This window comes from Pseudomonas sp. Leaf59, assembly GCF_920984685.1.
Taxonomy (GTDB): Bacteria; Pseudomonadota; Gammaproteobacteria; order Pseudomonadales; family Pseudomonadaceae; genus Aquipseudomonas.
Map to the genome: position 1 here is coordinate 56392 of NZ_CAKLBR010000003.1, position 22552 is coordinate 78943.

At 56.4% G+C, this 22552-nt stretch carries 37 protein-coding genes; 26 read left to right on the forward strand and 11 right to left on the reverse strand.

Annotated elements, in window-relative coordinates:
* Nucleotide 1: 1 nt before the first annotated feature.
* The 10 genes from LUB09_RS03765 to LUB09_RS03810 all read right to left on the reverse strand — a co-directional run bounded on the left by LUB09_RS03765 (nt 2) and on the right by LUB09_RS03810 (nt 7938).
* A complete protein-coding gene (locus tag LUB09_RS03765; protein WP_231421668.1) occupies nt 2–1165 on the reverse strand; it encodes a hypothetical protein in 1164 nt (387 codons plus the stop codon).
* A gap of 156 nt (nt 1166–1321) precedes the next feature.
* The gene (locus LUB09_RS03770; RefSeq protein WP_231421669.1) at nt 1322–1492 is read right to left on the reverse strand and encodes a hypothetical protein; all 171 of its coding nucleotides are present in this window, start codon (nt 1490–1492) and stop codon (nt 1322–1324) included.
* Entirely contained in the window at nt 1489–1704 is a 216-nt protein-coding gene (locus tag LUB09_RS03775) for a hypothetical protein (RefSeq protein WP_231421670.1), read from the reverse strand. Before LUB09_RS03775 ends, LUB09_RS03770 begins: the two co-directional genes overlap by 4 nt.
* Entirely contained in the window at nt 1701–2129 is a 429-nt protein-coding gene (locus tag LUB09_RS03780; protein WP_231421671.1) for a hypothetical protein, read from the reverse strand. The genes LUB09_RS03775 and LUB09_RS03780 overlap by 4 nt, the downstream gene beginning before the upstream one ends.
* An 18-nt stretch (nt 2130–2147) precedes the next feature.
* Complete coding sequence (locus LUB09_RS03785) at nt 2148–2435, reverse strand: hypothetical protein (protein ID WP_231421672.1); 288 nt, start codon at nt 2433–2435, stop codon at nt 2148–2150.
* Nucleotides 2436–2456: 21 nt separating this feature from the next.
* Entirely contained in the window at nt 2457–2801 is a 345-nt protein-coding gene (locus LUB09_RS03790; protein ID WP_231421673.1) for a hypothetical protein, read from the reverse strand.
* Between the two features lie 376 nt (nt 2802–3177).
* Nucleotides 3178–3372 carry a hypothetical protein gene (locus tag LUB09_RS03795; protein WP_231421674.1) on the reverse strand — a complete coding sequence of 65 codons (195 nt, stop codon included), beginning with the start codon at nt 3370–3372 and terminating at the stop codon, nt 3178–3180.
* Nucleotides 3373–3787: 415 nt separating this feature from the next.
* Complete coding sequence (locus LUB09_RS03800; protein ID WP_231421675.1) at nt 3788–4039, reverse strand: DUF1654 domain-containing protein; 252 nt, start codon at nt 4037–4039, stop codon at nt 3788–3790.
* A 422-nt stretch (nt 4040–4461) separates the two neighbouring features.
* Entirely contained in the window at nt 4462–7116 is a 2655-nt protein-coding gene (locus tag LUB09_RS03805) for a type I restriction endonuclease (protein WP_231421676.1), read from the reverse strand.
* A 156-nt stretch (nt 7117–7272) separates the two neighbouring features.
* Nucleotides 7273–7938 (reverse strand): LexA family protein, encoded by a 666-nt coding sequence (locus LUB09_RS03810; RefSeq protein WP_231421677.1) that lies wholly within the window; start codon nt 7936–7938, stop codon nt 7273–7275.
* An 87-nt stretch (nt 7939–8025) separates the two neighbouring features.
* On the opposite strand from LUB09_RS03810, the gene LUB09_RS03815 reads away from it, so the two are divergent.
* The 3 genes from LUB09_RS03815 (at nt 8026) to LUB09_RS03825 (ending at nt 8962) form a co-directional block, all read left to right on the forward strand.
* Nucleotides 8026–8241 carry a YdaS family helix-turn-helix protein gene (locus LUB09_RS03815; RefSeq protein WP_231421678.1) on the forward strand — a complete coding sequence of 72 codons (216 nt, stop codon included), beginning with the start codon at nt 8026–8028 and terminating at the stop codon, nt 8239–8241.
* A gap of 84 nt (nt 8242–8325) precedes the next feature.
* Complete coding sequence (locus tag LUB09_RS03820) at nt 8326–8751, forward strand: phage regulatory CII family protein (protein ID WP_231421679.1); 426 nt, start codon at nt 8326–8328, stop codon at nt 8749–8751.
* 22 nt (nt 8752–8773) lie between these two features.
* Nucleotides 8774–8962 (forward strand): hypothetical protein, encoded by a 189-nt coding sequence (locus LUB09_RS03825; RefSeq protein ID WP_231421680.1) that lies wholly within the window; start codon nt 8774–8776, stop codon nt 8960–8962.
* Here LUB09_RS03825 and LUB09_RS03830 read toward each other — a convergent pair.
* Entirely contained in the window at nt 8937–9125 is a 189-nt protein-coding gene (locus tag LUB09_RS03830; protein ID WP_231421681.1) for a hypothetical protein, read from the reverse strand. The genes LUB09_RS03825 and LUB09_RS03830 overlap by 26 nt on opposite strands.
* A 162-nt stretch (nt 9126–9287) precedes the next feature.
* Between LUB09_RS03830 and LUB09_RS03835 the strand changes: the two genes are divergently transcribed.
* From LUB09_RS03835 to LUB09_RS03945, 23 genes are all read left to right on the forward strand, one after another.
* Complete coding sequence (locus tag LUB09_RS03835) at nt 9288–10136, forward strand: BRO-N domain-containing protein (protein ID WP_442964090.1); 849 nt, start codon at nt 9288–9290, stop codon at nt 10134–10136.
* Nucleotides 10136–10885: a DnaT-like ssDNA-binding domain-containing protein gene (locus LUB09_RS03840; protein ID WP_231421683.1), complete on the forward strand. Its 750-nt coding sequence runs from the start codon at nt 10136–10138 to the stop codon at nt 10883–10885. Before LUB09_RS03835 ends, LUB09_RS03840 begins: the two co-directional genes overlap by 1 nt.
* Nucleotides 10882–11595, forward strand: a complete 714-nt coding sequence (locus tag LUB09_RS03845; protein WP_231421684.1) for a replication protein P — start codon at nt 10882–10884, stop codon at nt 11593–11595. The genes LUB09_RS03840 and LUB09_RS03845 overlap by 4 nt, the downstream gene beginning before the upstream one ends.
* Nucleotides 11592–11780 (forward strand): DUF1382 family protein, encoded by a 189-nt coding sequence (locus LUB09_RS03850; protein WP_231421685.1) that lies wholly within the window; start codon nt 11592–11594, stop codon nt 11778–11780. The genes LUB09_RS03845 and LUB09_RS03850 overlap by 4 nt, the downstream gene beginning before the upstream one ends.
* Nucleotides 11777–12190, forward strand: coding sequence for a hypothetical protein (locus LUB09_RS03855; RefSeq protein ID WP_231421686.1), 414 nt, complete (start codon nt 11777–11779; stop codon nt 12188–12190). The genes LUB09_RS03850 and LUB09_RS03855 overlap by 4 nt, the downstream gene beginning before the upstream one ends.
* Nucleotides 12187–12516 (forward strand): hypothetical protein, encoded by a 330-nt coding sequence (locus LUB09_RS03860; RefSeq protein ID WP_231421687.1) that lies wholly within the window; start codon nt 12187–12189, stop codon nt 12514–12516. The genes LUB09_RS03855 and LUB09_RS03860 overlap by 4 nt, the downstream gene beginning before the upstream one ends.
* Complete coding sequence (locus LUB09_RS03865) at nt 12513–12989, forward strand: hypothetical protein (RefSeq protein WP_231421688.1); 477 nt, start codon at nt 12513–12515, stop codon at nt 12987–12989. The genes LUB09_RS03860 and LUB09_RS03865 overlap by 4 nt, the downstream gene beginning before the upstream one ends.
* A complete protein-coding gene (locus tag LUB09_RS03870) occupies nt 12986–13402 on the forward strand; it encodes a recombination protein NinB (protein ID WP_231421689.1) in 417 nt (138 codons plus the stop codon). Before LUB09_RS03865 ends, LUB09_RS03870 begins: the two co-directional genes overlap by 4 nt.
* Nucleotides 13403–13553: 151 nt before the next feature.
* Entirely contained in the window at nt 13554–14138 is a 585-nt protein-coding gene (locus tag LUB09_RS03875; RefSeq protein ID WP_231421690.1) for a recombination protein NinG, read from the forward strand.
* Nucleotides 14135–14716, forward strand: coding sequence for a hypothetical protein (locus tag LUB09_RS03880; RefSeq protein WP_231421691.1), 582 nt, complete (start codon nt 14135–14137; stop codon nt 14714–14716). The genes LUB09_RS03875 and LUB09_RS03880 overlap by 4 nt, the downstream gene beginning before the upstream one ends.
* 298 nt (nt 14717–15014) lie before the next feature.
* On the forward strand, nt 15015–15203 hold the full coding sequence (locus tag LUB09_RS03885) for a Com family DNA-binding transcriptional regulator (RefSeq protein WP_422394084.1): 189 nt from the start codon (nt 15015–15017) through the stop codon (nt 15201–15203).
* 5 nt (nt 15204–15208) lie between these two features.
* On the forward strand, nt 15209–15712 hold the full coding sequence (locus LUB09_RS03890; protein ID WP_231421693.1) for a hypothetical protein: 504 nt from the start codon (nt 15209–15211) through the stop codon (nt 15710–15712).
* A 172-nt stretch (nt 15713–15884) separates the two neighbouring features.
* A complete protein-coding gene (locus LUB09_RS03895) occupies nt 15885–16217 on the forward strand; it encodes an MFS transporter (RefSeq protein ID WP_231421694.1) in 333 nt (110 codons plus the stop codon).
* 2 nt (nt 16218–16219) lie between these two features.
* Nucleotides 16220–16564, forward strand: coding sequence for a hypothetical protein (locus LUB09_RS03900; RefSeq protein ID WP_231421695.1), 345 nt, complete (start codon nt 16220–16222; stop codon nt 16562–16564).
* Between the two features lie 48 nt (nt 16565–16612).
* Nucleotides 16613–16822 (forward strand): hypothetical protein, encoded by a 210-nt coding sequence (locus LUB09_RS03905; protein ID WP_005785637.1) that lies wholly within the window; start codon nt 16613–16615, stop codon nt 16820–16822.
* Entirely contained in the window at nt 16819–17085 is a 267-nt protein-coding gene (locus LUB09_RS03910) for a hypothetical protein (protein ID WP_231421696.1), read from the forward strand. Before LUB09_RS03905 ends, LUB09_RS03910 begins: the two co-directional genes overlap by 4 nt.
* A complete protein-coding gene (locus tag LUB09_RS03915) occupies nt 17082–17273 on the forward strand; it encodes a hypothetical protein (protein WP_231421697.1) in 192 nt (63 codons plus the stop codon). Before LUB09_RS03910 ends, LUB09_RS03915 begins: the two co-directional genes overlap by 4 nt.
* Nucleotides 17270–17518 (forward strand): hypothetical protein, encoded by a 249-nt coding sequence (locus LUB09_RS03920; protein ID WP_231421698.1) that lies wholly within the window; start codon nt 17270–17272, stop codon nt 17516–17518. The genes LUB09_RS03915 and LUB09_RS03920 overlap by 4 nt, the downstream gene beginning before the upstream one ends.
* Nucleotides 17519–17584: 66 nt before the next feature.
* Complete coding sequence (locus LUB09_RS03925) at nt 17585–17791, forward strand: YodC family protein (protein WP_231421699.1); 207 nt, start codon at nt 17585–17587, stop codon at nt 17789–17791.
* Between the two features lie 52 nt (nt 17792–17843).
* Nucleotides 17844–18368 (forward strand): hypothetical protein, encoded by a 525-nt coding sequence (locus LUB09_RS03930; protein ID WP_231421700.1) that lies wholly within the window; start codon nt 17844–17846, stop codon nt 18366–18368.
* Nucleotide 18369: 1 nt separating this feature from the next.
* Nucleotides 18370–19860 (forward strand): terminase, encoded by a 1491-nt coding sequence (locus LUB09_RS03935; RefSeq protein ID WP_231421701.1) that lies wholly within the window; start codon nt 18370–18372, stop codon nt 19858–19860.
* Nucleotides 19860–21320, forward strand: a complete 1461-nt coding sequence (locus tag LUB09_RS03940) for a DUF4055 domain-containing protein (RefSeq protein WP_231421702.1) — start codon at nt 19860–19862, stop codon at nt 21318–21320. The genes LUB09_RS03935 and LUB09_RS03940 overlap by 1 nt, the downstream gene beginning before the upstream one ends.
* Nucleotides 21238–22329: a minor capsid protein gene (locus LUB09_RS03945; protein ID WP_231421703.1), complete on the forward strand. Its 1092-nt coding sequence runs from the start codon at nt 21238–21240 to the stop codon at nt 22327–22329. Before LUB09_RS03940 ends, LUB09_RS03945 begins: the two co-directional genes overlap by 83 nt.
* Nucleotides 22330–22552 lie beyond the last annotated feature (223 nt).

The following is a 22552-nucleotide window of genomic DNA, read 5'->3' on the forward strand; positions in this document are numbered from 1 at the left end:
CTCAGTATTGGATGGACATGGCAGGAATGAGTCCGCTTGCAACCAGCTTCACAGCCAGGCGGGCGCAGTCTTCGGTCATGCCATGCTCAATGAATGCTTCTTTGGCGGATTTGTAGATCTTGCCCTTGTGGGCCTTGTCGGCTGCGCGGAGCTTTTCCTGGCGCAGGATTTCGTCTGCGGCCGCATCCGCTCGGGCCTTCTCAGCCAATCGCGCCTGCTCTACAGCCTCTTCCTGGCGGCGGATGGCTGTGAGCCTGTCTTGCTCGGCGCGCTGCTCGGCGGCCAGCTTGTCGGCCTTGGCCTGAGCAGCCTGACGCTCTGCTTGTTCGGCCTGCAGCTGGAGTTGCAGGCGCTGGCGTTCAGCGGCGGCCTCGGCATCCAGCACCGCCTGTGCGGCGGCGCGCTGAGTGGCGGCGGCCTGATCAAGCAGTTCCTGCTCGCGCCGTGCAGCAGCGTCACGCTCGGCCCGGGCCTGCTGTTCGGCCTGGAGCCGGGCTTGTTCGACAGCAACACGGGCAATCTCTGCATCGCGGTCTCGCTGGGCCTGAGCTTCGGCTTCGGCACGCAACCGGACCAGTTCTGCCTGTTCGGTTTCATATTTCTGGCGGGCGGCGAGGGTGGCGCGCAGCTTGTCCAGAACCTGATCCTTGGTGCGGGCAGCATCAGCCTCGAACTCTTCCCAGTGCTCGCCCATCTTCACCGCCTCAACCGAGACGATAGACTCAAGCAGTACCGCGGCGGTGACGTCCGACAGATCCAAGGCAAAATCCGCAATTGCCTGTACGGCATCGACGTGCCGATCCTTGCGAGCCTGCTCGGCGGCTTCCCAGTCAGTCAGCGGCTTGCGAACTTCTTCTTGCCACGTGCTCAGCAGCTCACGAACGCGCTTGCGCTCGGCGTCGATCTTTTTCGGCACATCCTTCAGTTCTGCGACGAGCTCTTTGCCCAGGCTGTCGAGTTTCGTTTTTGATCCCGCCAGGCTGTAAGCAATCGAGCGATACGCGTCTTGGCCCTTTTTGGTTTTCACGTCAGGTGCCGAGGCGTTGAACTTGTCGATTTCTTCACGGACGCTCTGAAGGTACGGGTCCAGGCCGTTAGGGGCGCTGAATACTGCCAGGGCTACTTCTTTGGCTGGCAGGATCGCCAGTTGTTGTTCTGCGGACATGGGGATTCCTTGCCGCGATGTTCGCAGCGATTGAAGGTGTTGGTTATTGAGTGATTCGATCAGCGAGGGCGCCGAGCAACATCAGCAAGGTGAAGAGGGCAAGGACAGGGAAAGAGCCGCGCCAAATTAGTAGGCGCCGAGTGCGCTGGCGCGCGGTCACGGCCGAACCCTCACCGCAATGCGCCCGCCCTTGATAGCAGCTGCAAGCTTCGGCGGCAGCGCGGACACCGGAAGATCGCGCGGCAAGCCAGAGCCGAGAATGGTCAGGCTGCGCTCGATCTCTTCGAGCTGACTATCGATCAATGATTTAACCGGTGGCGTGGTCATGCTGCGACCCTCTTTAGCTGTTCGTTGCGCTCGACGAACTTTGCGTCCAGCGCATCGCGGTAGCGGTTGGCGGTAGGGGAGTCGACAAGATCGGCGAACTCGGCCATCTCGATCATGCCCATGACGAAGGTGCGGTCCGGTACCGGTGTGCAGGACTTCTTCATCTTGGCGATTTCCAGGCCCAGGCGGGCGAGGGCGGTAGGGGTGTTCATAGTTCGTCTTCCTCGGCCTGGGCGGCCAGTGCATCGTCAGCGAGGGGCCGAAGTAGGGCCTCTGCAATTTCGCCAAGCTTGCCGAAGGGGTGATCGCTTCGGCCAAGAAGCTCGGCGGCGGCGTCTTTGTCGGCCCGGCCACAGTTGTTGGCGACCAGAAGGCGACCAAGGGCTGGCGTGCCTACCTCAAAGTCTGCCTGCCGGGCGTTCGCCAGCTCATCCGCCGCCAGCTCCAGCTGGGCCACCGTGACGCACTGCGGCGATCTCATGCGCAGCTGAACCTTCACGTCTGCGCCAAACCGCACCAGCTGCTCGGTGGCGCTGTACAGCCACTCCCTGCGGGCAATCTCCACCACCGACTCGCTCACTGGAGGCGGCAACTGAGCGTCGTAACGCTCCTGGCATATCTTCAATGCTGCGTTCATGGTCGCCTCCAGGCTTGGTTATTCGGTTCCGGTCAGCCACTCAGGGCCTTGTGCCTGAGCCAGCCATTGCCGCAGCGTGCCGAGCAGTGCGCCGTCCTCGTCGGTCCATGGCTTATCAAGAAGTTCGTCGGTCACTTCTTCGCAGTCACTGGCGTCGACATCATCGATTTCGCGCTCACACGTATCGGCATGCAGGCGGATGGCCTCTTCAGCAGTGCTGGCGGCGTAGTAGTCGTGCTCTTCCACGATGAAAACGCGTAGTTGCTTGACGATCGGCTGACCGTCCAATGTCATTTGTTCGCTCATGGCGACCTCCAGTGTTTGGGGTTAGGCGGTGGCCTTGGAGATTGCGGCGCGGGCTGCGACCTTTTGCGGGCCTATGCCATCAACGCCCAATGACTCGCAGCGAGACACCAGGGCTTCCAAGGCTTCCAGCAGGTCCGGCGCTGCGGCGATCAGCTTGGCGTTGGCGTGCATTTCTGCATCGTGGAAGTCCATCGGCCGCTTTGTATCGTCATTTACAACCAGTGCCAGTGTTCGTCGCTGCTCAGTAGTGACTGGCAACCAGCTGGCGTTATTGCCGTCGTCATGGTCAATCGACCAGGGACACTCCATGCTGTACTTGCCATCCTTCTTGCCGAACCACGGGCCCGGCGTATGCTTCGTTTCCATGAATCTCTCCATTCGTTGGTTCGCATGTATTCGTCAACACTCATTCCTCCCGCTGTTTGCCGATGGGCGCGGGGAAGGAGTGCTGACTTAATAGAGGCGAGAAGGGTGTTTTCTGCATCGGGGTGTGAACTGCATGACGTTTGTCTGCCTTTGCTCTCGCGCAGGCCGGCGGTACTCAGTTCACACCCCGATGCGCTCTCATAGAGAGGATCGGGCAGTTAACGTCAGTGCTGACGTGGCGCTGGTTGACCACTTAAACGCTCTGCGAAATGCCCCAGCTGCAGGCCAGGAACACGGCTACAAGGCCGGTCACAAAGAGCCAGGCGGCCCAAGTAAGGTTTGGCAAGGCGGTGTTCCTTGAGGCTGAGGTGATTGCTTAGGCCAAATGGATGGCGAGCATTCCGCGATCCATGATCGCCAGCTCGTCTGTACTGTTCATGATGCGGCGCAGCTCTACCTCTCCACCGGCAATCCCGGTTACCGCAGCGACCACGCCAAGTCGGCCCTTTTTATCTGCGCTTCGCAGGGCCTGCCTGATTCGTTCGTCTTGCCTGCTATCTGTAAGGTTCATCGTTGTGACTCCCGTTTGATTTCCCGTCAGGCCCTCTTGCGAAGGCCTGCCAGTGAAATCTGCATACCGTGACCCGCTACTGGCGTCGGTCACCGGCTTGAATCAAATGTTTTTCCAGCCGCGGGCCTTTCGGCTTGTTCTCCCGCTGGATAACTGTTCTTGGCGATTTACGCTGCACGCCCGGGTCAGTTGCCAACCCTCTGAACCGTTTAGGCCGGTTCATCGCTGCCTTTGAATCTGGGCCGGTGGTGATCCGGCAAGGGGTTTCGCTAAAGAGCGGCGCAGGTTTAGCTGCTGGCGATTCGCTGTGGCGTCTCGATGGAAACAAATATAGGCAATCCCATATTTATCGTCAATGGGTATTCCCATATATTTGATGGGGGGCGATAAAAAGCCCGCGCACTGGCGGGCTCATTTAGGAATCGCAGTACTCGCACCAGCCGATCCGGACGGCTCCGTCTTCCAGGTGCTCGACCCTTATGCCGGCGGTGTCGCCGATATCCTGGATGACCTGGCGCCACGCTTCAGGGCTTTCGTCGTCGCGCCTGGATACCTCCACCAACTGAATCCTCTGGACCCGGGGAGAGGCGATCAAGCCTTGAAGGCGGCGGCCAACAAGCTCGTAGGAATTTCTCGGTTTTGGTGTGGAGTAGGGTGTCTGGATCATGCTTCGCTCCTTGCGAGTACTGTATGTGCGTACAGTATTTGTGCTATCTTAGATTGGCAAGGAGGAAGTGATGAGCTGGGCAGTTAGGACGCGATAGGGCTAGCGCTCGTAAGCTTCCATAGCTGAGCAGTTCGTATGCAGCTGATTCCTTGCGCGCTAAAAAGGGGAGAATTGTAAAATTGGCTTGACTATTTGTTTTTAGGGAGCTAATAATTTTTCCGCTGCATGAATGCGCCTTGGCGCCAAGGACTGGACCTAGAGACACGACAGGAGGTTCGAGAATTGGCATATATAATGGACTATAACGCGTAGAGGGCAGTGCATGGCCTATACAGAAATAGATGCATTTACCAAATGAAAAAGATTTGAGTCTATTATGACTTGAAAAAAAGCCACTTTTAGTGGCTTTTTTTTATGCTTTACTATGCTAGTGTTAAGCTGAATCCGCTATGTTGCGCGCTGTATTTCCCAACAACAACTTGGATCCACTCACCCGGTTCGAAAGTGTTAAAAAGCTGCGTATGTTGTTGTCGTTGGTTTGATTTTCTTACAAGCCCCCTGCCTTGAAGTCCAAACTCGACAAAAACACCATAGTTTTGAACAGATACAATCTGAGCTTCTACTTGCGTGCCCTCTGGATACTCGCTCTCAAACTTATGAAGCTTTTGGAAAGCCTCATCGTTTTCAGAGGTTTTGATTATATAGTCTTTGAGGCCTTTGATGTCGAGTATGTCTTGTTGAAACTCATCTGTAAGTAACTTTGCAGGGCCAACGAAAAACTTATCGTGGTAAGCTTCTAGGTAGTTTATAAGTGTGGAGCTATTGCTTAGGGCAGTCTGGCGACTATCTATCTTGAAGGGGCCTTTGCCAATTAAGTTGTCAGCAATTTTTCGTGCTGGTTGATTCTCCCTGAAGAATACATCTTCCGCAATCGTTGAAAGATAGTCAATATTGCGCATCAGGTCTAAATGTATTAAGCCGGCTGGGGAGATAGCTATTAAATCTTCGTCTGTTATCTCGTGCGATTGAGCTTCTGAAAGGATGCAGCCTGCACTGGTAAGCGTAGCTATCTCACTATAGGCCCTCTCGGTTGCATGGCCCGTTGATTGAAGGAAAGCAATTAGAGTTGAAAGCTTATGAAATCCTTTCGTTCGATTAGGTCCGTATTCCCTTGATGTACTTCTGAGCCAGCTGAGTATGGAAAGTCTTATAAACGGGTTGGGTAGTGAATCTTCTGGGTTGGAATTAAATAGGTTTTTAATGTGTGAGTCTGTATCGGAATAAAATTTCCGTTTGCTCTTCAATAAGATTCGAGCTATTAAATAGTTTGGAAGTCTATGCTCGCCTAACGACTGCCTTGCTTTCAAAAGTTCATCTTCTGCAATGTGTCCGCTCTTGCAGAAGTCTAACAATATCTCAAGTCCTTTTCGGATATTCCTTCCGGCTAAACCGGTAATTATGCGTTTGAAGAAGCTGTCTTGAAATAAAGACGAGATCATTGATTGGATGTATGTTGCCACTTCTGATCTGGCGCACTCAACCTTCATGTTGTTTGGTAAGAAGTAAGTAAACTTTGACTGCTCTCCTTGTATGACCCTTAGGGCGTAGCCGAGTCTTTTGTATATTACTCTTTCCAGAAGAGGGGGGTCGATTCGGAAGACAAGATCCTTAATCACTGTATCTAAAGGAGGTTCATCACGATACTGGTCGTAAGTCGTATCTCTAAGTGGCAGGAAGACCATGCATGGGAAGGTTTCCTTTAGCCACGACGCCACATCGAACATCAGTAGCTGGTCTTCTCTGTTCCTTTTGTCGCAGTTGTCTAACACTACAACAAGGAGTTTTTCTCCTCCCGTGCAGAGGAAATTTATTATTCCGTCAAGAGTCGCTTGTTTGTTAAGTTGAAGTCTTTCAATTTCTGCAAATATTGCATCAATATATTTTTCGGAGTTTTTTGGGTATAAGGCTGCGCGGCCTCTTTCCAGTCGCCCAATTTCTCTATAATAAATTTTCTTTAATATATCAATACTGTCGAAATCTATTTTTGGATTATTTTGTTTTAGTAGATCGATGCTCTGTTCTATGATCCAGTCGTATATACGCTCTCTGTAAAGTGGTGCTTTGTTAAGATTTATATTGATCCAGATCGTTGATTCTACTAATGGGCGAGGGAGAGCTTCAAGACGGATGTAATCCGTAAATGTCGATTTACCTGAACCTACTCCACCAATTAAAAGGCAAATTTCATTCTTTATTCTTCCAAAATCTGCAACCTGCTCAATAATTTCTCTCGCGGTACTAGTATCTTCTATTAGTCTAGCTTGACTAGAAATAGGCAGTGCAGCTCGTATTATTTTATCGATGGGAGCGATGTGTGATTGTTTTCGAATTGAGGTGACATAAGCGTTGTGCGCAATCGATGCTCTGTCCTCCAACGAATCCGGATTAAAAAGATATTTGTATTCTATAGAAACGTTTGCGCCAAAGGAGTTTTCCCCTACGGTCTCGTTTGCAACGACTTTCCCCCCAAGCATTTGGGTTGGCTTGAAGTAAAGGGCAGTGCTCTTTATTGAACTTAGAATTGCGTCTGCTTTTTTAAGTGAACTCTTCTTTGAGGCCAAATCTATAAGGTGGGAGAATTCAGCGCTTAAGGGGTCGAAATCATTAATCGTAATAGTTACTTCTGGTTCGTCTTTGTCCCAAAAGCTTAACGCAAGACTCACACCGTCAGTAGCTATTATTATTTCGCAAGGGTTCACATTTCTTGCGTAAGAGGCGTTTATTTCTGTGGCATAAAGTCTAGCTTCTCGCAAAGCCTCTTTGATATCTTCTCCAGGAGTTTTTGCTTCAATGATTATTAGCGGCAGGCCGTTGGTGATGATTGCGTAGTCGGGGTAATAAAGTTTCCCTTTTGCGCCTTTGTCAATTTTTAACTTTCTTATATCGCCTTTGGTTCTGATGTCCGATGCGGAGTAACCAAGGCCATTAGGAGTCTCGATAGTGAGTAGTTGGTATATTATTTTCTGTTCGACATCGCTTTCAGTTCTGATGTCAAGTCCTTGAAATATGTTCGCCATACTTAAATCCTTTTAATGTCGTGTTAGCGATTTTTAGCTACTCTTGAGGTGGCGAATGCTCTAAATCACTGTGCCTTTGGTTTTAAATTAACAAGCAGCGGGCCGGCTTTGTACGACTCACTACAAGACAGGTTTCTGTGAGCCTCGATTTATGTATCAAAATTTTTGGAGTGCTCGGACGACCACACCGACGATTCTGCAGTTCTCGTCGACTGCCTCGATGGGGTAGCTCGGATTCAGCGGTTTCAGGAACAATCGGCCGCCATCGCCGACCAGCTTCTTGAATGTAGCCTCATTGCTGTCCGGCAGCTTGGCCACGACTAGCTTACCTGGTGCAACTTCAGCCTCAGTGTCCACAAGGATCAGCGTGCCTTCGGTGATGCTTTGGCCGGCGGGCGCAGTCATCGAGTCGCCTTTGACTGTCAGCCAGAACGCGGGTCCTTTGGAGTCGTACTCCGAAAACTCATAGGTGTCCGAGATTCCAGCCGGGTAGGGCTCCACTGCTTCCGACCAGGCGCCGGCTGCAACCCAGCTCACTACCGGGTAGCGGAATGATTTGGTGGGCTGGGCGGCAGGGGAGACGTTCGATTCACCAGAGCCGGACGTTAACCCAGGAGCCAGCATTGGCCCGATCTCGTCTGAAAGCCATTTGGCGCTCACCCCACATGCGTCGGCGATCTTCACGACGTGTGCGGTGGCTTTCGATTTTCCACGCTCAAGGTCAGAAATCGACGTCTGCGTGATACCAGCTTTAGCGGCCAATTCGCCCTGGTTGAGCTTGGCGTGCCGGCGCGCTGCCTTTAAACGATCTTTGAATTCCATCCGGCGAGTATTACGGGTGCTCCCATATCCTTGCAAATCGGTATTCCCATAACCTACTATATGGGTATTCCCGTATGGAGGGGCAGCATGAACATTATTTATAAGGACCTCGTTGCCTTCTTCGGCACTCAGGAGGTCACGGCTGAAAAGCTCAAGGTTGATCAAAGCACCGTTTCCGGTTGGGTTCGCGAGAAGCACGGCATGTCTCCAGTGGTTGCCAAGCGAGCGGAGGCGTTGACCGGAGGTGCCTTCAAAAAAGAATCCCTTTGTCCGTCGTTTCCATGGGCCGAGATGGCCGCCTAAGCGACATCCCAGTCCGCCGTTCCATTAAGCAAATGATCGCCTCTGCACCTGCAGGGCGCCACGTAAAGAATTTCGAGGTGTTACATGCAGGAATTAATGAGGGCGATTCACGACGTCGTGGACGAGCACGGAGCAGGGCGGATTGCAGAGGGCGCCAGCTTCTCTTCGAAGACGCTTCTTTCCCAGAAAGCGAACCCGGACTACGACAGCCACAAGCTGAACGTCCAGGAGCTGCACCGGATTATGAAGTTCACCCAGGACTTCCGCCCGCTGAAGGCATGGGCCGAGGCGTTTGGTTTCGACCTGGTGCCAAAGGAAAAGCCCGAGGGCATCAACCTCAACACCGCGCTGCTGCGCCTGCACGCCGATCTAGCTGACGTGACCCGCCTTGCCTTCGACGCCCAAGCCGATGGCCGCGTTTGCACTCGCGAGAAATCCGAACTGCTCAAAGAGGCTGAGGAGGTGATCGTCAGCCTGGAAGTTTTCAGGCAGTCGGTTAAGGCCGCCTGAATTTCACAACCGGAGAAAGACCATGACCCAGGAAAACGAAGCTGTACTTGATGACCGCCAAATCCATATCGCAGCCCAAGCACTAGCTGATGCAGTTGTGGCACTGGCAGTTCGAGGGGAAGTGGAGGGCATCGAGGAAGCAGCGACCAGCATCTCTAAGGCGCTGGTCGCCGGACTAGGCGCCCTCAAAGCTCCTTGTAATACGCGGTGAGCGTTTTATGAAACGCAATCAGGAATTCGGCGGCTTTTTTCCCACCTTCTTCGCTTACGCCGCTATTTCGGAAAAGCTCCGGCCCACTGGCCTCGATCAGCGTGATCACGGCTTGTTGAGCCGCGTGAGAGGAGTTGTTTCTAGCTGCAACGATATCAGTCATGTCCGGCCTCCTAGGCCTTCTTGTGTGGAAGCAGAAAGCTACCACGGATGCGCCGGACACCCAATTCACCCGCAACACCAAATCGCAGGCACAAAAAAGCCAGGTTCACGGCCTGGCTCTTTGTGCAGCATTTACAACTAAGTTCCGGAGCGAATAATGCCCATGTCTACCCAAACTGTCAATTCGCCACCCTCTGCGCCACGTTTTTCGCAATCTGAAAACGTGGCGCGCAATTCCTCAGTGATTCCGTTCGACTTCGACGGCGCCGCAATTCGGGTCATAACCGACAAGCTCGGCGATCCGTGGTTTATCGCCCGTGATGTCGCCGACGCCCTCGGCTACTCCAAGCCGGAGAACGCCGTGGCCCGTCACTGCAAGGCTGCGACCACTACCCCGAAACAGGGTGGTGGTTTCATGACCATCATTCCTGAGCGGGACCTGTACCGGCTGGTGATGAAGTCCAAACTGCCGGCCGCCGAGAAGTTCGAAGATTGGGTAGTCGGGCAAGTGCTGCCGAGTATCCGCAAGACCGGCACCTTTTCTGCCCAGGGCCCGAACAACTCCAAGATCGTCGGCGAGCTTGCCATTTTGGAATGCTTCGACCGCCTGTTGAAGCCTGCCAACTCCAGCAAGATGCTGATGCTGGCCAAGATCGCCGCCAATAACGGCCTGGATGCCAAGTTCCTTCCAGGCTACGCCGTTGACGCCGCGCCAGATGCCGCTGGCGGCTCTTCGATGCCTACCAAGGCAATCACCGCCCTGATCAAAGATCACGCCATCGCCAGCACCGCTCGCGCCTTCAACCTTTCACTGGAGGCCCACGGCTTCCTCAAGGTCCTCCAGCGCAAAAACTCCAAGCAGGAAATGGTGGACTTCTGGTCTGTGACCGAGAAGGGCATGGCCTACGGCAAGAACCTCACCAGCCCTCAATGCCCCCGCGAGACGCAGCCTCACTGGTACGTGGATCGCTTCCTTGAATTGGCCGATCTTGTCGGCAAAGGAGCCAAGTAATGGCCGGTGACTGGATCAAATTTGAACTGTGCACCCTAGACAAGCCAGAGGTTTGCCAGATCGCAGAATGGGCCGGTATCGATCCTGATGCTGTCGTGGGCAAGCTTATGCGCGTTTGGGGCTGGTTCGATCAGCAGACAGAAAACGGTAACGCTCCGAGCGTTACTAAAAAGTTACTGGATCGTCTCGTTGGCGTTAACGACTTCTGCGACTTCATGAAACTGGTTGATTGGATGGTTGAGTGCGAGGGTGTTATCAGCCTCCCTCATTTCGACCGCCACAACGGGAAGACCGCTAAAAACAGGGCCTTGACGGCCCGAAGGGTTGCCGGACATAAGTCAGGTAACGCAAAAGGTAACGCTGCCAGCGTTAAAAGTGCGTTACCTAAAGAAGAGAAAGAGAAGAATAAAGAACCTCTCTCTGTGCGCGAGTCGGTTGACCCTCGCATGCCCAGCGAAATGACCCTCGACTGGAACCCTGATGAAAATCTTCTGAAAACCTACTCGGTTCACTCTGGCGTAGCGCTGGACCTGTTCACCGAAGAGGCGCGGCGCGCATTCACTGCTCACTACGAACCTCGCGGCCAGGTGAATACTCAGGCCGAGTGGGTGCAGATGCTGGTCAAGTGGGTGCTTAACGATCGCAATCGTGCAGCAGCGTCGAACATCAGGCAGTTCACGCCACGCCAGAGCAGTGAGCCTGACTTCGACAGCAATGCCTGGGCCGAAGGCCTTGTGGTGAGCCCATGAAGCCAGTCAACCAACTGATGGCGACCATGGGCAACCTACCTGCCGTGGAGCCTCGCCAGCCGCTCCAGGTGACGCCGCAGACGGCAGAAGTGGTGAACGACCTGTTCCGTCGCCTGCGCGGGATCTTCCCAGCGTGGCGCCAGGCGTGGCCATCCACCGAAGCGCTCGACGCCGCCAAGGCCGAGTGGATCAAGGAGTTCGCCGACGAGGGTATCCGCACCCTGGAGCAGATCGAGTTCGGCATCCAGAAGTGCCGCAAGCTCAAGAAGCCTTTCGCTCCGAGCGTTGGGGAGTTCATCGCTATGTGCGTGCCCGGCCCGGAAGACTTCGGCATGCCCTCGGCTGCCGGGGCGTGGATGGAGGCGCTGATGGAGACCTACAGCCACGACGGCGTGAAGTTCGCAGCCATCGCCACGGGCCTGTTTGACCTGCGTTCCGCCAAGCAGGAAGACAGGGGCCTTCGCCAGCGCTTCGAGCACAACTACGCCGTGGTGATCCGCCGCGCCCAGGAAGGCCAGCCGCTTGACGGGAAGATCCTCACTGGCATCGGCCACGACAGCCAGAAGACGGCCTTTGAGCTTGCCAACGAACTAGCCGACCAGCAGACCCAGGCGCGAATCCTCCAGCAAGGCATCCCGGCCGACGGCATGTCAGCCCGCGCCCAGCTGATGGCCAAGTTCGGCAAGAAGACAGCGGAGCAGCGGCCATGAAACGAGCAAACCCAGTACAGCTACGCCAATCCCTTGAGATGGCCAACACCATGGTCAAGCACGGAATCCGTTTCGTGTGCATGCCGGTGGTGGATGAGGCGGACTTAGCCAATCTCGCCAGCCAGGCCGCTGAGCGCTTTGAGCGCATGGCATTGATCGCAGAAGCAGCGGAGCAACGGACATGACCGACAAGATGCGTGAAGAATTCATTGAGGCGTTCGTGAAGCAGTTTGGTTTCGGTCGGATGGCCGCCTCCAGTAATCCAGACGCCGCCGGGATGCTTGCTTGCGCTGAATGGGCTTGGTTTGCGAGCCGGGAGACGCTGGCATCACATGGCTGGGAGAGCATGGAAACCTGTCCGCAGCATACCGAGGTCCTGTTCTATCGCAGTGACGCTGGGGTCTTCTCCGGGATGATCACCGATGCTGATCACTTCATGTCCGACAAGGAACGCGATGAATGGTCGGGCACGGAGCAAGAGATGTTCGATCTCGATGCCTTCGGCTTTGGCGATTGGGGCGTTTGCCGTTGTGACGGCAGCGAGAGGCCGACGCATTGGATGCATCTTCCCGTCGAGCCGGAGGTTAAGCCATGAATTTATCAGCAGAAAACATCGGGAAAATCCGCGAGCTGGTGCGCAGTGGCTATCCGCTCAAGGCGCGTGACGCCAAGGACTTGCTGGGGCACAACGATCACCTGGTCGAACTGCTGGAAGCTCGAGGCCGTTTGATGCTCGGCGTTGAGATCGAGCGCGACCAGCTCAACGCCGAGAACGAGGCACTGCGCAAGGATGCCGATCGTCTGCAGAGCGCTACAGCTTTCGTGCAGAAGCTTTGTGATTCCGCAGGCAAGCAGCCAAGTGTGGCGACCGGGTATCTACACGACATCCTCGCCGCTCTGGGTCAGGGAGAGCAATCATGAGCCCGATCATCACTCACCAAATGCAACCGTGCCCGTACAGCTGCGTATCGACCTGCCTGGCGATGATAGTTGGGCGCCCGGCACAGGAAGTCATCGAAGAGATGCACCAGCCCTATCGCGACGGGGATCTGACCTTGCGGCAGATGCTGGAGCGACTCGGCGTTGAATACACGGCTTTCTTCAGCCTGGACTGCCCGTCGCTGACCGATGAGGGCGCTTATCTGTGCACCTCACCTTCGCTCAACATCGAAGGCGGCAACCACCAGATCCTGATCGAGGTCACCGACGAGGGCTACTTCGTATTCGACCCTGTGCAGGGGCGCGACGACCGCAAATATTACGTGGCGCGCGGGCGCGGAGAGGGTATTCCGCTGGCGATCGACCTTGGCGGCTTCGTCGTCGACGCCTTTATCTCGCGCGACCATCTTTTGGCTCGGCGCAACATCGAGCCTTTGGCGGAGGTTGCAGCATGACCAGCCTCCAGATCCGCAACGAATCAGACCGTAGCAAAGCCATGGGCTACATCGCCGGACTTGACCTGGCCAGACCCAAGAAGCTGGCCATCACCGAAGTGGACCGCAGCGGGGAGCAGAACAAGGCCCTGCACGCGGCTCTGTCCGATATCGCAGCCCAGGTCGAACACGCTGGGAAGAAGTGGGATGTCCTGATCTGGAAGCGCCTGCTGACCGCCGCCTGGCTGCGTGAGTCTGGCGACCAGCCGCAAATGATCCCGGCCGTAGACGGCAACGGCTTCGACGTCATCTACGAACGCACAAGCAAGCTCACCGTGAAGCAGTGCGGCGAGTTGATCGAGTGGGTTCATTGCTTCGGCGCCGAGCACCAGGTGCGGTGGACGCAGAAGGACAACTGGGGAGGTAGGTACTGATGGATTGCGCAGACATTTACGGAGTCCTGATCGCCTTGGCCCTGGTCACTGGCGTTGTGATAGATCGCCGCCGCAAACGCGCAGTGGAAGAATTCGAGCGCAGGCGCCGCGACCGGAAAGCCGAGGTTGAACGTGCCGCGAGGAAGGCCCTATGAGTATTGAACGGAAGCAGCCTAAGCCGAAGAAATGCCGCGTTGCTACGTGCAGGGCCTCATTCGTCCCTTTGCGCATGGGTCAGGCGGTGTGCAGCCCGGCCTGCGCAATGGTCGACGCTCCACGGCATGAGCCGAAGGCGCGCAAGGCGCTGGCCGACATCGAACGCGCCGAAATTAAGGTGCGCAAGGAGAAGCTGAAGAGCAGGGCGGATCACATGAAGGATACCCAGAAGGCATTCAATACATGGGTGCGTGCGCGTGACGCCGAGCTGCCATGCGTGAGCTGTGGCCGCCACCACCAGGGCAAATATGACGCAGGGCACTACAGGACAGTCGGCGGCAATCCAGCGTTGCGCTTCGAGCCCCTGAATTGCCACCGCCAGTGCTCGCAGTGCAATACGCAGCTGTCAGGGAACATCGTCAATTACCGAATCGAGCTTGTGAAGCGCCTCGGCGCCGAGGCTGTCGAGTGGCTTGAAGGCCCTCATGAGGCCAAGAAGTACACCGTCGAAGAGCTGAAGGCGATGACCGCCGAATACCGGGCAAAGACCAAAGAACTGAAAAAGGGGCAGGCAGCATGAAAATCAACTCAGCGCGCCAAGCGTGGCATGACTGCAACTACAATCCGGCCCCGGGACAGACGTCTGACGCTGCTCTGCTCGGTGTGGTGGTGCAGAAGACGGAGCGCGGGCCTACCGCCGACCATGCCGTCCATGGTGCTATTGCCGGACAGATCCAATCGGCTATCGCAAGACTGCACTATCAGCTCCGCGCCTTCGGGAATGCGATGTATGCGGCTGAGCCTACTGATAACGATCGGGAAGAAGCGGAGGAAGCCGTGTTCAATTTGGCTTGCTCCTGCGTTGAGCGAATGACAGCCAGCAAGCGCTACCGCGCCATGTATGTGGCCAAGGGCGTATTTCGGCGCTACCGGTACATGCACCAGGGCGGGCAGTCCTCAAATCCAGATCCACTCATCAAGCCTGAAGTGTTTCGTGCATGGATGGTTGGAGAGTACGGCGTGAAGCTCCCGTCCGCTGCATGGGGCCGCGACTGGGAGCCTTTTGTGCAACTCTGCTTCGACGCTTGCTATGACATCGACGCAAAAGCGCTGAGCCCGATTGGCGGGGTGATTTACAAGATGCGTGAGGCTGCTTGACTTCCCGCACGGCTGAGGGCATTATTTCCCCATAGTTAGTATTTTGCCTTCGGCAACTAGCTTTTATGATTCACAAAACCCGGCCGTTGTGTCGGGTTTTTTGTGCCTGGAAGAAAGCAAAAAGCCCCGACAAGTTCGGGGCTTTTTGTTGAGATCGAAAAAAGAGAGGGCGACTCCAGAGGGTGCAGGAACACCCTAAGGAGACGCCAGATCGCAGATGCAGCCTGCAAGCCAGCCAAGGCCCTCACTGCTCGCGCGAGCGGGACGGAGCCTAGCAGATAAATAAACGGACTTGCAGATGTTGAAAGAATTCAGATGCGGTAACTGCAAAAGACTTCTCGCCCGTACGGGTGGGTTTACAGAGCTCCAGATCAAGTGTTCCCGGTGCGGGACGTTGAATCATGCGAAGGACAAGATCCTCGAGCAATCGCCTTTGAGCGACATGAACGCGGAGTTATCCGCAAAAAATGTTCAACTCAATAGGTAAATTACATGTCTAGTAGTGGTTTTCAAATCGTCGCTTTTACCCAAAATGGCAGCGCAGTGTTGCCCCCGCGCAACTTCATGCTCGTAGGGCAGTATCTGGAATCTCCGAGCAAGCAATACAAACTGATCCTGGAGGCCGATGGGAATCTGCGCCTCTACAATAACGGCGCTCCAATCTGGGTGACAGATAGCGCCGTGCCTTACACCCAAGTGGATAACCACGTTAACACTAACTTGGTTACTTGCTTCTACATGCAAGGCTCGGCATTTCTGGTTGACCGTGTTCACAGTCGAACCTGGGCAACCATGGGCGATTGGTATCCAGGCGCGGCAGATCGCGCTTACTTGCAATTGCAGGATGACGGCAACGTCGTTGTTGTAGATGACGTTCCTCGTTGGGCTCGATTTGGCTTCACTCCAGCAGCTCGTCCGAATCGTGGTGTGTTCTATCCAGATCACGGTACGGGCCCTCTTCCTAACTTTCCGGTATGGACCTGGACTTTCGGTTGACCTCGCAAGGCGAAGGCTGCACTAAAGTATAAGCGGCGATAACGCCGCCTACCGCTGCACGGCCCGCCAAGAGGCGGGCCACACTCTCTTCGGCCCCACCACACCCATTGCCCTAAGCTGGGAGTGCTGCTGGGGCTGACCTATTTCAAACATGCCCCACGGAGTCGAGCGCATGGAGTATCTACAGCGCCTGCTCGACAAGATCGACAGGTTCGAATTGTTGATTGCGGGCCTGATTGGGGCTGTTGTTGCGAGCTGGTGGCACAAGGACGACTTGTCCGACTGGCGTGCCTGGATGGTGTTCTTGGTTACCGGCGTTGCTTGCTCGCTGTATCTGACGAGCATGGTCAGCGCCTACCTCAATGTCACTGAGCCCAAGATCGTCGCCGGGATTGGTTTTCTCCTGGGCACGTTCGGCGGTTCGCTCCTGGCAGCAATCAACCGAGCCATCAAAGCCGCTGACCTCTGGGCGCTCATTCGCCAGCGGTTCGGGGGAGGCAATTAACCATGAATCTTGAACTGATCAACTCCATCGCCTGCGGCCTTATCGCGCTGTGGGCAGCCTGGTGCGTACTGAGCGGGAAGGTGAGGGACGGCATTCTCGGCAAGCTGATCTACTCGACGATCGCCATCAGCGGGTTCGTCGTGATGACCCGCAGCCAGAACATCTTCTTCGGGCCGACTACCGCCGGCCTGACACTGCACGTCGCCCTGGCCATGGCCGGTGTGCGGCACATCTTCATGGTCACGTACTGGAAGCTGGTAAAAGCCTGGCTTTGCCGGACGCTCAACTGCGAACACTGCATGAGCTGCCCGAAGGCACCTGAAGGTATCGAGCGTCGGAAGCAGTAATACGCGCCACGTTTTCGAATGCGCCAAATCGTGGCGCGAGACAGGCACATGAAAGTAATCGTCACCAAGCTACTGGGGTCGGCTGAAGTCGAGTTCCTGCGTAAGGGCGTGGTCGTTCACCGCGAGCGGTTCACCGGCAAGACCAACTCCCGGTATGAGCGCACCATTGCGACCCGGGAAGAATTCGACGCTCACCGGTGCCGGTTTGTGACGGCCATGCCTGCTGATCGGGCGTTCCAGTATGAGGTTGCGCCATGAGCGACCAGACAGGCGAACACGTCCACTACTGGGATGATGGCCGAGGTCGGCGTGAAGTGATCATCGACGGCCAGCGCGTTGACGGTGTGACCTACTGCGACACCAAGGCCGGTATAGCTGTTGTCCTGGATACCCCGCTCAAGTCCACGGATGGCGAGCATGTCGACTTCCACCCTGTATGGGGTGAGATCAGGGTTATCTATTGCGGCGGCTACATCGGCGCCAGCAAAACATTCCGCATGGGAGAGGGGCCGATACAATGAGCAACGTCACCCGCCTGCGCCACGCTCTGCCAATGAGCCCGGACATCAACGCTGCGGTAAGCGCTCTCGACAAGACCATTGCTGATGCCGTGGATGCCGCCAAGGAAGCCGGGCTGCCTCAGGGCCTGATCGTTGGCTTGCTCCATGGGCACGCCCAGGCACAGACACACCAAATGGTGACCGAATGACCGTCAAGGTTCTTGAGTTCAAGCGGGAAGACTGGCGCGACGCAGCCAAGACCCTGCGCAAGATCGCCGATGACCTCGAGGCTGGTGAGCATCCTGAGTGCACCGTAGGCGCCTTGACCCTGATCGGCGCCAAGGGAGAGGTCACTGTATTCGGCCTTGGCCCCAAGTGTGACGACCTGCAATGCCTTGGTGCGATGCGACTCGGTGAGCAGAAGCTGATTGATGTGCTGCTGGATACTGATTAGTAGTGTGCCATTGAATTAATATCACTCGGCCCCATGTAGGCTGTTCACCTACAAAGGAGTTGTGAAATGTCGGATTTCAAGAAAGGCGATGTGGTCCAGCTGAAAAGTGGCGGGCCTAAGATGACCATTCAGGATTTAGGGGACTATGGTCCGACCGGTCCTGAAGAAGGCGCCCATTGTGTTTGGTTTGAAAAGGAAAAGCGGCAGGAAAGCGTTTTCGATGTTGCTACTCTGAAGTTGCCAGCTGCGCCCGCCGGGCCTCTGGTCTTCTAACCCACCATGTTTCCTGACCCCGCGCTTGCGGGGTTTTTTATTTGGATTACTTATGACGACCAAGCAACCCGACTGGGAGGCAATCGAACGCGCCTACCGGGCTGGTTCGCTTTCCTTGCGTGGAATCGCTGACAAGTACGATACGAACGAAGGAACAATACGCAGCCGGGCGAAGAAGCATGGATGGCTGCGCGACCTTACTGATCAGGTTCGAGCGGCAACTAGCGGCAAGCTTTCACGCAAAGCTTCACGCACGGACATCACGCACCCGGACGTGCGTGAAGATGCCCAGATAGTCGAAGAAGCTTCCACTGAGGCGGCTTCGATCGTTATCGCTCACAGGGCAGATCTGTCTCAGTGGCGAGCCATTGCGAACAAGCTGCGCAATGCGCTGCAAGACATTGAAGTAAATGAGGACAACCTCGGCGACTTCTCGCGATCTCTGAATGCTGGTGTTGATGCTCAACTGAAAGTTATCAAGGGAGAGCGCCAGGCCTATAACCTGGATACGGAGGGTGGTCCGACTGATGCTGACGAGTTCACCAAGCTATTGGATGAGTTAGAAAAGGAAGGCTGAAATGAATCCCGAGCACTTAAAGCTGCTCCGGGACAAGCGCTGGCGGTTGAACAACCTCTACTTCATCACGGATAAGCAGGGTAAGAAGGTCCGCTTCCGGATGACGGACGAGCAGATCGAATACTTCGACGGGATGCACACCCGGAACATCATCCTGAAGGCCCGGCAGCTCGGATTCACCACTGAGTGCTGCATCATCCAGTTGGACGCAGCTCTGTTCGAGTCAGCCAAGTGTGCGTTGATCGCTCACACCCTGAACGACGCCAAGCGCCTGTTTCGGGAGAAGGTGAAGTATGCCTACGACAATCTGCCGGCGTTCATTCGCAGCAAGAACCCAGCAAAGAATGACGCGTCGGGCGAGCTCGTATTCAGTAGGGGCGGGTCGCTCTATGTGTCCACGTCCTTCCGGGGCGGCACGCTGCGTTACCTGCACGTATCCGAGTTCGGGAAGATCTGCGCCAAGTTCCCTCACAAGGCCAGGGAGATCGTCACCGGCGCCTTCGAGGCTGTCGCCACCGATTGTTTCGTCACGATTGAGTCGACGGCGGAGGGCCGGGCGGGCTACTTCTTCGATTACTCGCAGAGCGCTGAGCGCCAGCAACTGGCCGGTGTGCCCCTGGGCCTGCTGGACTGGAAGTTTTTCTTCTTCTCCTGGTGGAAGAACAAGGCCTACTGGCTTGACCCGACAGATGTGGTCATCCCGCAGCGTCTGACCGATTACTTCAGCGAGCTGTTCGCCAAGCACGGCATCGACACGAACCCAGGCCAGCGCGCCTGGTACGCCGCCAAAGAGAAGACGCTCGGCGACGACATGAAGCGGGAATACCCGTCTCTGCCGGCTGAGGCCTTCCAGCAGTCGATCGAGGGCGCGTACTACGCCAAACAGTTCACCAAGCTGTATGGCGCTCAGCGCATTGGCCCGCTGCCGGACAACAGCCATCTGCCGGTCCATACGATTTGGGATATCGGCGTCGGCGACTCTACGGCCATCTGGTTTGTCCGGATTGTCGGCGAGGAATATCACGTCATCGACTTCTACGAGAACAGCGGTGAAGGCCTGCGGCACTACATGACGGTGCTCAAGGATCGCAAGTACACGTACGGCGATCACTGGGGGCCCCACGACATCGATAACCGTGAATTTGGTAGCGACGGCAAGACCCGACGCGAAATCGCCCGAGAGGGTTACGAGATAGACGGGCACAAATACAGCATCAAGTTCAGCGTTGTCCCCAAGATCGGTATCGACGAAGGCATTGAACACGTTCGGGAAATACTCCCCAACTGCGCTTTCGATGAGTCCAAGTGCGAACTGGGCATTTCTTGTCTGGAGAACTACCGAAAGGAGTGGGACGACAAGCGGGGCTGCTGGAAAGACAAACCGCTTCACGACTGGTCATCGCACGGCGCGGACGCCTTCCGCTACTTCGCCGTCTCGATGGGCCGACGCAAACGCACAGGCGGAACACGCCGAATTGGAGGCTTGGCCTGATGCCAGTGCAATCGACAAACCCCGACTACGACGCGCACATCGCCGAGTGGGAGATGATGGACGACGCGCTCGAGGGTGAGTGCGCCGTGAAGCGCAACGAGCGCAACCTGCCCAAGCCTAGCGGTATGGTTGAGGCCGAGAAGCTTGATGGCGCCGGCAACAAATACCTCTACGAGAACTACACGAACCGGGCTCAGTACGAACACTGGGTGCGTGATTCGCTTCGGTCGATGATGGGGCTTGTCTCGCGGCTGATTCCGGAGATCGAGCTGCCTGCCGGACTGAAAGGGCTGGAGGACAACGCTACATCTGACGGCTTCGGGCTGAAGCAGTTGTTCTTCCGCATGGTGCGCCAGGCTATCTCGCACGGCCGGGTGCCGCTGGTGGTGAACATAGACGATAGCGGCGAGCCGTATTTCTCCACGTACGCCACCCGCAACGCGATCAACTGGGACACCGCCGATCAAGGTGGCCGGCAGGATCTTGTTCTTTCGGTGTTTCGTGAGTTCCGCAAGAAGGGCGGCGATCGATACAGCCATGACTGCGACGCGGTGTTCCGTGAGTTCTTCATGATGGGCGAGGTCTGCTACACCGCCGTGCGGAATGAAGGCGGCGAGCTGGTCGAGGACGAGAGACCGCTGGGCACCACCGGCACCGACAATCGCCTGGTCAAAGGCCTGTGGTACTTGCCGGTGATCTACTGCGGTTCGACCGACAACTCGCCAGAAGTGGACGAGGTGCCGCTGCTGACCATGGCGCGGGCCGCACTGAAGTCCTACCAGTTGAGCGCCGACTACTTCACGTCGCTGCATCAGACCAGCCACCCGCAGCCTTGGGTTTCTGGTCTGGATGAGGCTGTAGAGCTGAGCGTCACCGGCCCATCTGCGGCATGGGACCTGGGCCCAAACGGCGAATGCGGCTACTTGGAGTTCCAGGGCGCTGGTATCGAAGCCGTGCGCAAGGCGATGGATGACCAGAAGAACGCCGCGATCGAGGCCGGCGCCAAAGTCATGGACGTCGCCGGTACCGAGTCGGGCGAGGCGCGTAAAACACGCCAAAACGATCAGCACGCCACACTGCACAGTATCGTCATTACCGTGGCCGAGGCGGTGGAGCAGGGCTTGCGGTACGCCGCCGAGTGGAAGGGCTACGACCCCAAGCAGGTCAAGTTCAAGGTGAATCCTGAGTTCGTGACCCCGGTGGTCGACGCCCAGGTTCTCGCCGAGCTGCTCAAGGGCGTGATGGCTGGCACGATCAGCGCCGACACCTACTGGCAGTACCTCACCACCGGCAAGTTGCCGGAGCGCCCATACGAAGACGAAGCCGAACTGATCAGCGACGAGCGCGAGTCGGCCGGCATCAACTTGGACAAAGACGATGCCAACGACAAACCTGGCGCAGGCCGACAGCCAACTGCTGGAGCAGACGACCCGCCACTCGGTAATGCTGGAGCGACTTAAGGCCGGCGAGGTCAAGAAGTTCGAGAAGTACCTTCGCCAGATCGACAAGCTCGTGCGGGAGCAACTCACCCGCAAGGAGCTGACCACCTACAGCCGGGACCGGCTTGAGCAGTTCCTGGCCCGGGTGGACGGCAAGCTGTTGGAGATCTACAAGGCCTACGGCGACCTGGTGCAGGCCGATCTGGTCGACATCGCATTGTATGAGTCGAGCTTTGAGGCCAAAAGCCTGAGCAATGCACTCTCCATCGACGCGGTGGTGCCGACAAATACGGTGATCCGCGCGGCGGTTTTCTCCTATCCGCTGCAGGTGAAGGGCGTGGATGGCGGCAAGCTGCTCAAGAGCTTCGTCAGCGGCTGGACGCGGACCGAGACGATGCGCGTCACGAACACGATCCGGCTCGGCTTCAGCCAGGGTCAGACCAACGCCCAGATCATCCAGGCGATTCGCGGTACCGCGGCACAGAACTTCACGGACGGCGTCCTGTCGGTGAGCAACCGCAACGCGGCCGCCGTGGTGCAGACGGCAATCCAGCACGTAGCCACCACGGCACGAATGGAGACGCTGAAGGCCAATAGTGACGTGGTGCTGGGATATCGCTGGGTGTCGACGCTCGACCGCAAGACCTCGCAGCAGTGCAAGGGGCTGGATGGGATGCGATTCGACCTGGGCAAAGGTCCGCTTCCGCCGGCGCATATCAACTGCCGGTCAACCACGGTGCCGACCACCAGGCTCTCGGAAATGTTCGCCAAGGACGCCACGCGCGCCTCGGTTGGCGATAACGGCGGGGCCCAGGTCGATGCAGGCCTGAATTATTACGAGTGGCTGGCAACGCAACCGGCGAGCTTCCAGGATCATGCTCTCGGGCCGATCCGGGGCAAGTTGTTCCGCGATGGAGGGCTAACGCCGGAGAAATTCGCCAAGCTGCAACTTGATAAATCGTTCAAGCCGTTGACCCTGGCGCAACTGAGGGCGGCCGAGCCAGAAATGTTCATCCGCGCGAATCTATAGGCGTCAGCCTAAGATGCTACCTGGCCAATCACGCGATACGTTATTGAGCATGGGAGGTTCTTTTCCGATAAAAATTCGTAGGGATCCGACTTTGTAATCTCCGGGAATGTCAGAGCGCATCAGTACGTGCGGGTCTTCCCCTTCTTGGAACTCGTAAGTAGCAATTCCAACCTCGCACCGTGCCTCATTCAGAATGAGCGGCAAACACTCCTCAGTAAGCTGA

Excerpts from the sequence above, each read along its gene's own strand:
- LUB09_RS03795 (WP_231421674.1), bottom strand. The coding sequence starts at position 3,372 with ATGAACCTTACAGATAGCAGGCAAGACGAACGAATCAGGCAGGCCCTG.
- LUB09_RS03835 (WP_442964090.1), top strand. The coding sequence starts at position 9,288 with ATGTCTACCCAAACTGTCAATTCGCCACCCTCTGCGCCACGTTTTTCG.
- LUB09_RS03825 (WP_231421680.1), top strand. The coding sequence starts at position 8,774 with ATGACCCAGGAAAACGAAGCTGTACTTGATGACCGCCAAATCCATATC.
- LUB09_RS03870 (WP_231421689.1), top strand. The coding sequence starts at position 12,986 with ATGACCAGCCTCCAGATCCGCAACGAATCAGACCGTAGCAAAGCCATG.
- LUB09_RS03935 (WP_231421701.1), top strand. The coding sequence starts at position 18,370 with ATGAATCCCGAGCACTTAAAGCTGCTCCGGGACAAGCGCTGGCGGTTG.
- LUB09_RS03895 (WP_231421694.1), top strand. The coding sequence starts at position 15,885 with ATGGAGTATCTACAGCGCCTGCTCGACAAGATCGACAGGTTCGAATTG.
- LUB09_RS03920 (WP_231421698.1), top strand. The coding sequence starts at position 17,270 with ATGACCGTCAAGGTTCTTGAGTTCAAGCGGGAAGACTGGCGCGACGCA.
- LUB09_RS03875 (WP_231421690.1), top strand. The coding sequence starts at position 13,554 with ATGAGTATTGAACGGAAGCAGCCTAAGCCGAAGAAATGCCGCGTTGCT.
- LUB09_RS03860 (WP_231421687.1), top strand. The coding sequence starts at position 12,187 with ATGAATTTATCAGCAGAAAACATCGGGAAAATCCGCGAGCTGGTGCGC.
- LUB09_RS03770 (WP_231421669.1), bottom strand. The coding sequence starts at position 1,492 with ATGACCACGCCACCGGTTAAATCATTGATCGATAGTCAGCTCGAAGAG.
- LUB09_RS03815 (WP_231421678.1), top strand. The coding sequence starts at position 8,026 with ATGAACATTATTTATAAGGACCTCGTTGCCTTCTTCGGCACTCAGGAG.
- LUB09_RS03820 (WP_231421679.1), top strand. The coding sequence starts at position 8,326 with ATGCAGGAATTAATGAGGGCGATTCACGACGTCGTGGACGAGCACGGA.
- LUB09_RS03830 (WP_231421681.1), bottom strand. The coding sequence starts at position 9,125 with ATGACTGATATCGTTGCAGCTAGAAACAACTCCTCTCACGCGGCTCAA.
- LUB09_RS03925 (WP_231421699.1), top strand. The coding sequence starts at position 17,585 with ATGTCGGATTTCAAGAAAGGCGATGTGGTCCAGCTGAAAAGTGGCGGG.
- LUB09_RS03885 (WP_422394084.1), top strand. The coding sequence starts at position 15,015 with ATGTTGAAAGAATTCAGATGCGGTAACTGCAAAAGACTTCTCGCCCGT.
- LUB09_RS03945 (WP_231421703.1), top strand. The coding sequence starts at position 21,238 with ATGCCAACGACAAACCTGGCGCAGGCCGACAGCCAACTGCTGGAGCAG.
- LUB09_RS03855 (WP_231421686.1), top strand. The coding sequence starts at position 11,777 with ATGACCGACAAGATGCGTGAAGAATTCATTGAGGCGTTCGTGAAGCAG.
- LUB09_RS03915 (WP_231421697.1), top strand. The coding sequence starts at position 17,082 with ATGAGCAACGTCACCCGCCTGCGCCACGCTCTGCCAATGAGCCCGGAC.
- LUB09_RS03805 (WP_231421676.1), bottom strand. The coding sequence starts at position 7,116 with ATGGCGAACATATTTCAAGGACTTGACATCAGAACTGAAAGCGATGTC.
- LUB09_RS03910 (WP_231421696.1), top strand. The coding sequence starts at position 16,819 with ATGAGCGACCAGACAGGCGAACACGTCCACTACTGGGATGATGGCCGA.
- LUB09_RS03790 (WP_231421673.1), bottom strand. The coding sequence starts at position 2,801 with ATGGAAACGAAGCATACGCCGGGCCCGTGGTTCGGCAAGAAGGATGGC.
- LUB09_RS03780 (WP_231421671.1), bottom strand. The coding sequence starts at position 2,129 with ATGAACGCAGCATTGAAGATATGCCAGGAGCGTTACGACGCTCAGTTG.
- LUB09_RS03930 (WP_231421700.1), top strand. The coding sequence starts at position 17,844 with ATGACGACCAAGCAACCCGACTGGGAGGCAATCGAACGCGCCTACCGG.
- LUB09_RS03905 (WP_005785637.1), top strand. The coding sequence starts at position 16,613 with ATGAAAGTAATCGTCACCAAGCTACTGGGGTCGGCTGAAGTCGAGTTC.
- LUB09_RS03900 (WP_231421695.1), top strand. The coding sequence starts at position 16,220 with ATGAATCTTGAACTGATCAACTCCATCGCCTGCGGCCTTATCGCGCTG.
- LUB09_RS03785 (WP_231421672.1), bottom strand. The coding sequence starts at position 2,435 with ATGAGCGAACAAATGACATTGGACGGTCAGCCGATCGTCAAGCAACTA.
- LUB09_RS03890 (WP_231421693.1), top strand. The coding sequence starts at position 15,209 with ATGTCTAGTAGTGGTTTTCAAATCGTCGCTTTTACCCAAAATGGCAGC.
- LUB09_RS03765 (WP_231421668.1), bottom strand. The coding sequence starts at position 1,165 with ATGTCCGCAGAACAACAACTGGCGATCCTGCCAGCCAAAGAAGTAGCC.
- LUB09_RS03865 (WP_231421688.1), top strand. The coding sequence starts at position 12,513 with ATGAGCCCGATCATCACTCACCAAATGCAACCGTGCCCGTACAGCTGC.
- LUB09_RS03800 (WP_231421675.1), bottom strand. The coding sequence starts at position 4,039 with ATGATCCAGACACCCTACTCCACACCAAAACCGAGAAATTCCTACGAG.
- LUB09_RS03845 (WP_231421684.1), top strand. The coding sequence starts at position 10,882 with ATGAAGCCAGTCAACCAACTGATGGCGACCATGGGCAACCTACCTGCC.
- LUB09_RS03840 (WP_231421683.1), top strand. The coding sequence starts at position 10,136 with ATGGCCGGTGACTGGATCAAATTTGAACTGTGCACCCTAGACAAGCCA.
- LUB09_RS03775 (WP_231421670.1), bottom strand. The coding sequence starts at position 1,704 with ATGAACACCCCTACCGCCCTCGCCCGCCTGGGCCTGGAAATCGCCAAG.
- LUB09_RS03850 (WP_231421685.1), top strand. The coding sequence starts at position 11,592 with ATGAAACGAGCAAACCCAGTACAGCTACGCCAATCCCTTGAGATGGCC.
- LUB09_RS03940 (WP_231421702.1), top strand. The coding sequence starts at position 19,860 with ATGCCAGTGCAATCGACAAACCCCGACTACGACGCGCACATCGCCGAG.
- LUB09_RS03810 (WP_231421677.1), bottom strand. The coding sequence starts at position 7,938 with ATGGAATTCAAAGATCGTTTAAAGGCAGCGCGCCGGCACGCCAAGCTC.
- LUB09_RS03880 (WP_231421691.1), top strand. The coding sequence starts at position 14,135 with ATGAAAATCAACTCAGCGCGCCAAGCGTGGCATGACTGCAACTACAAT.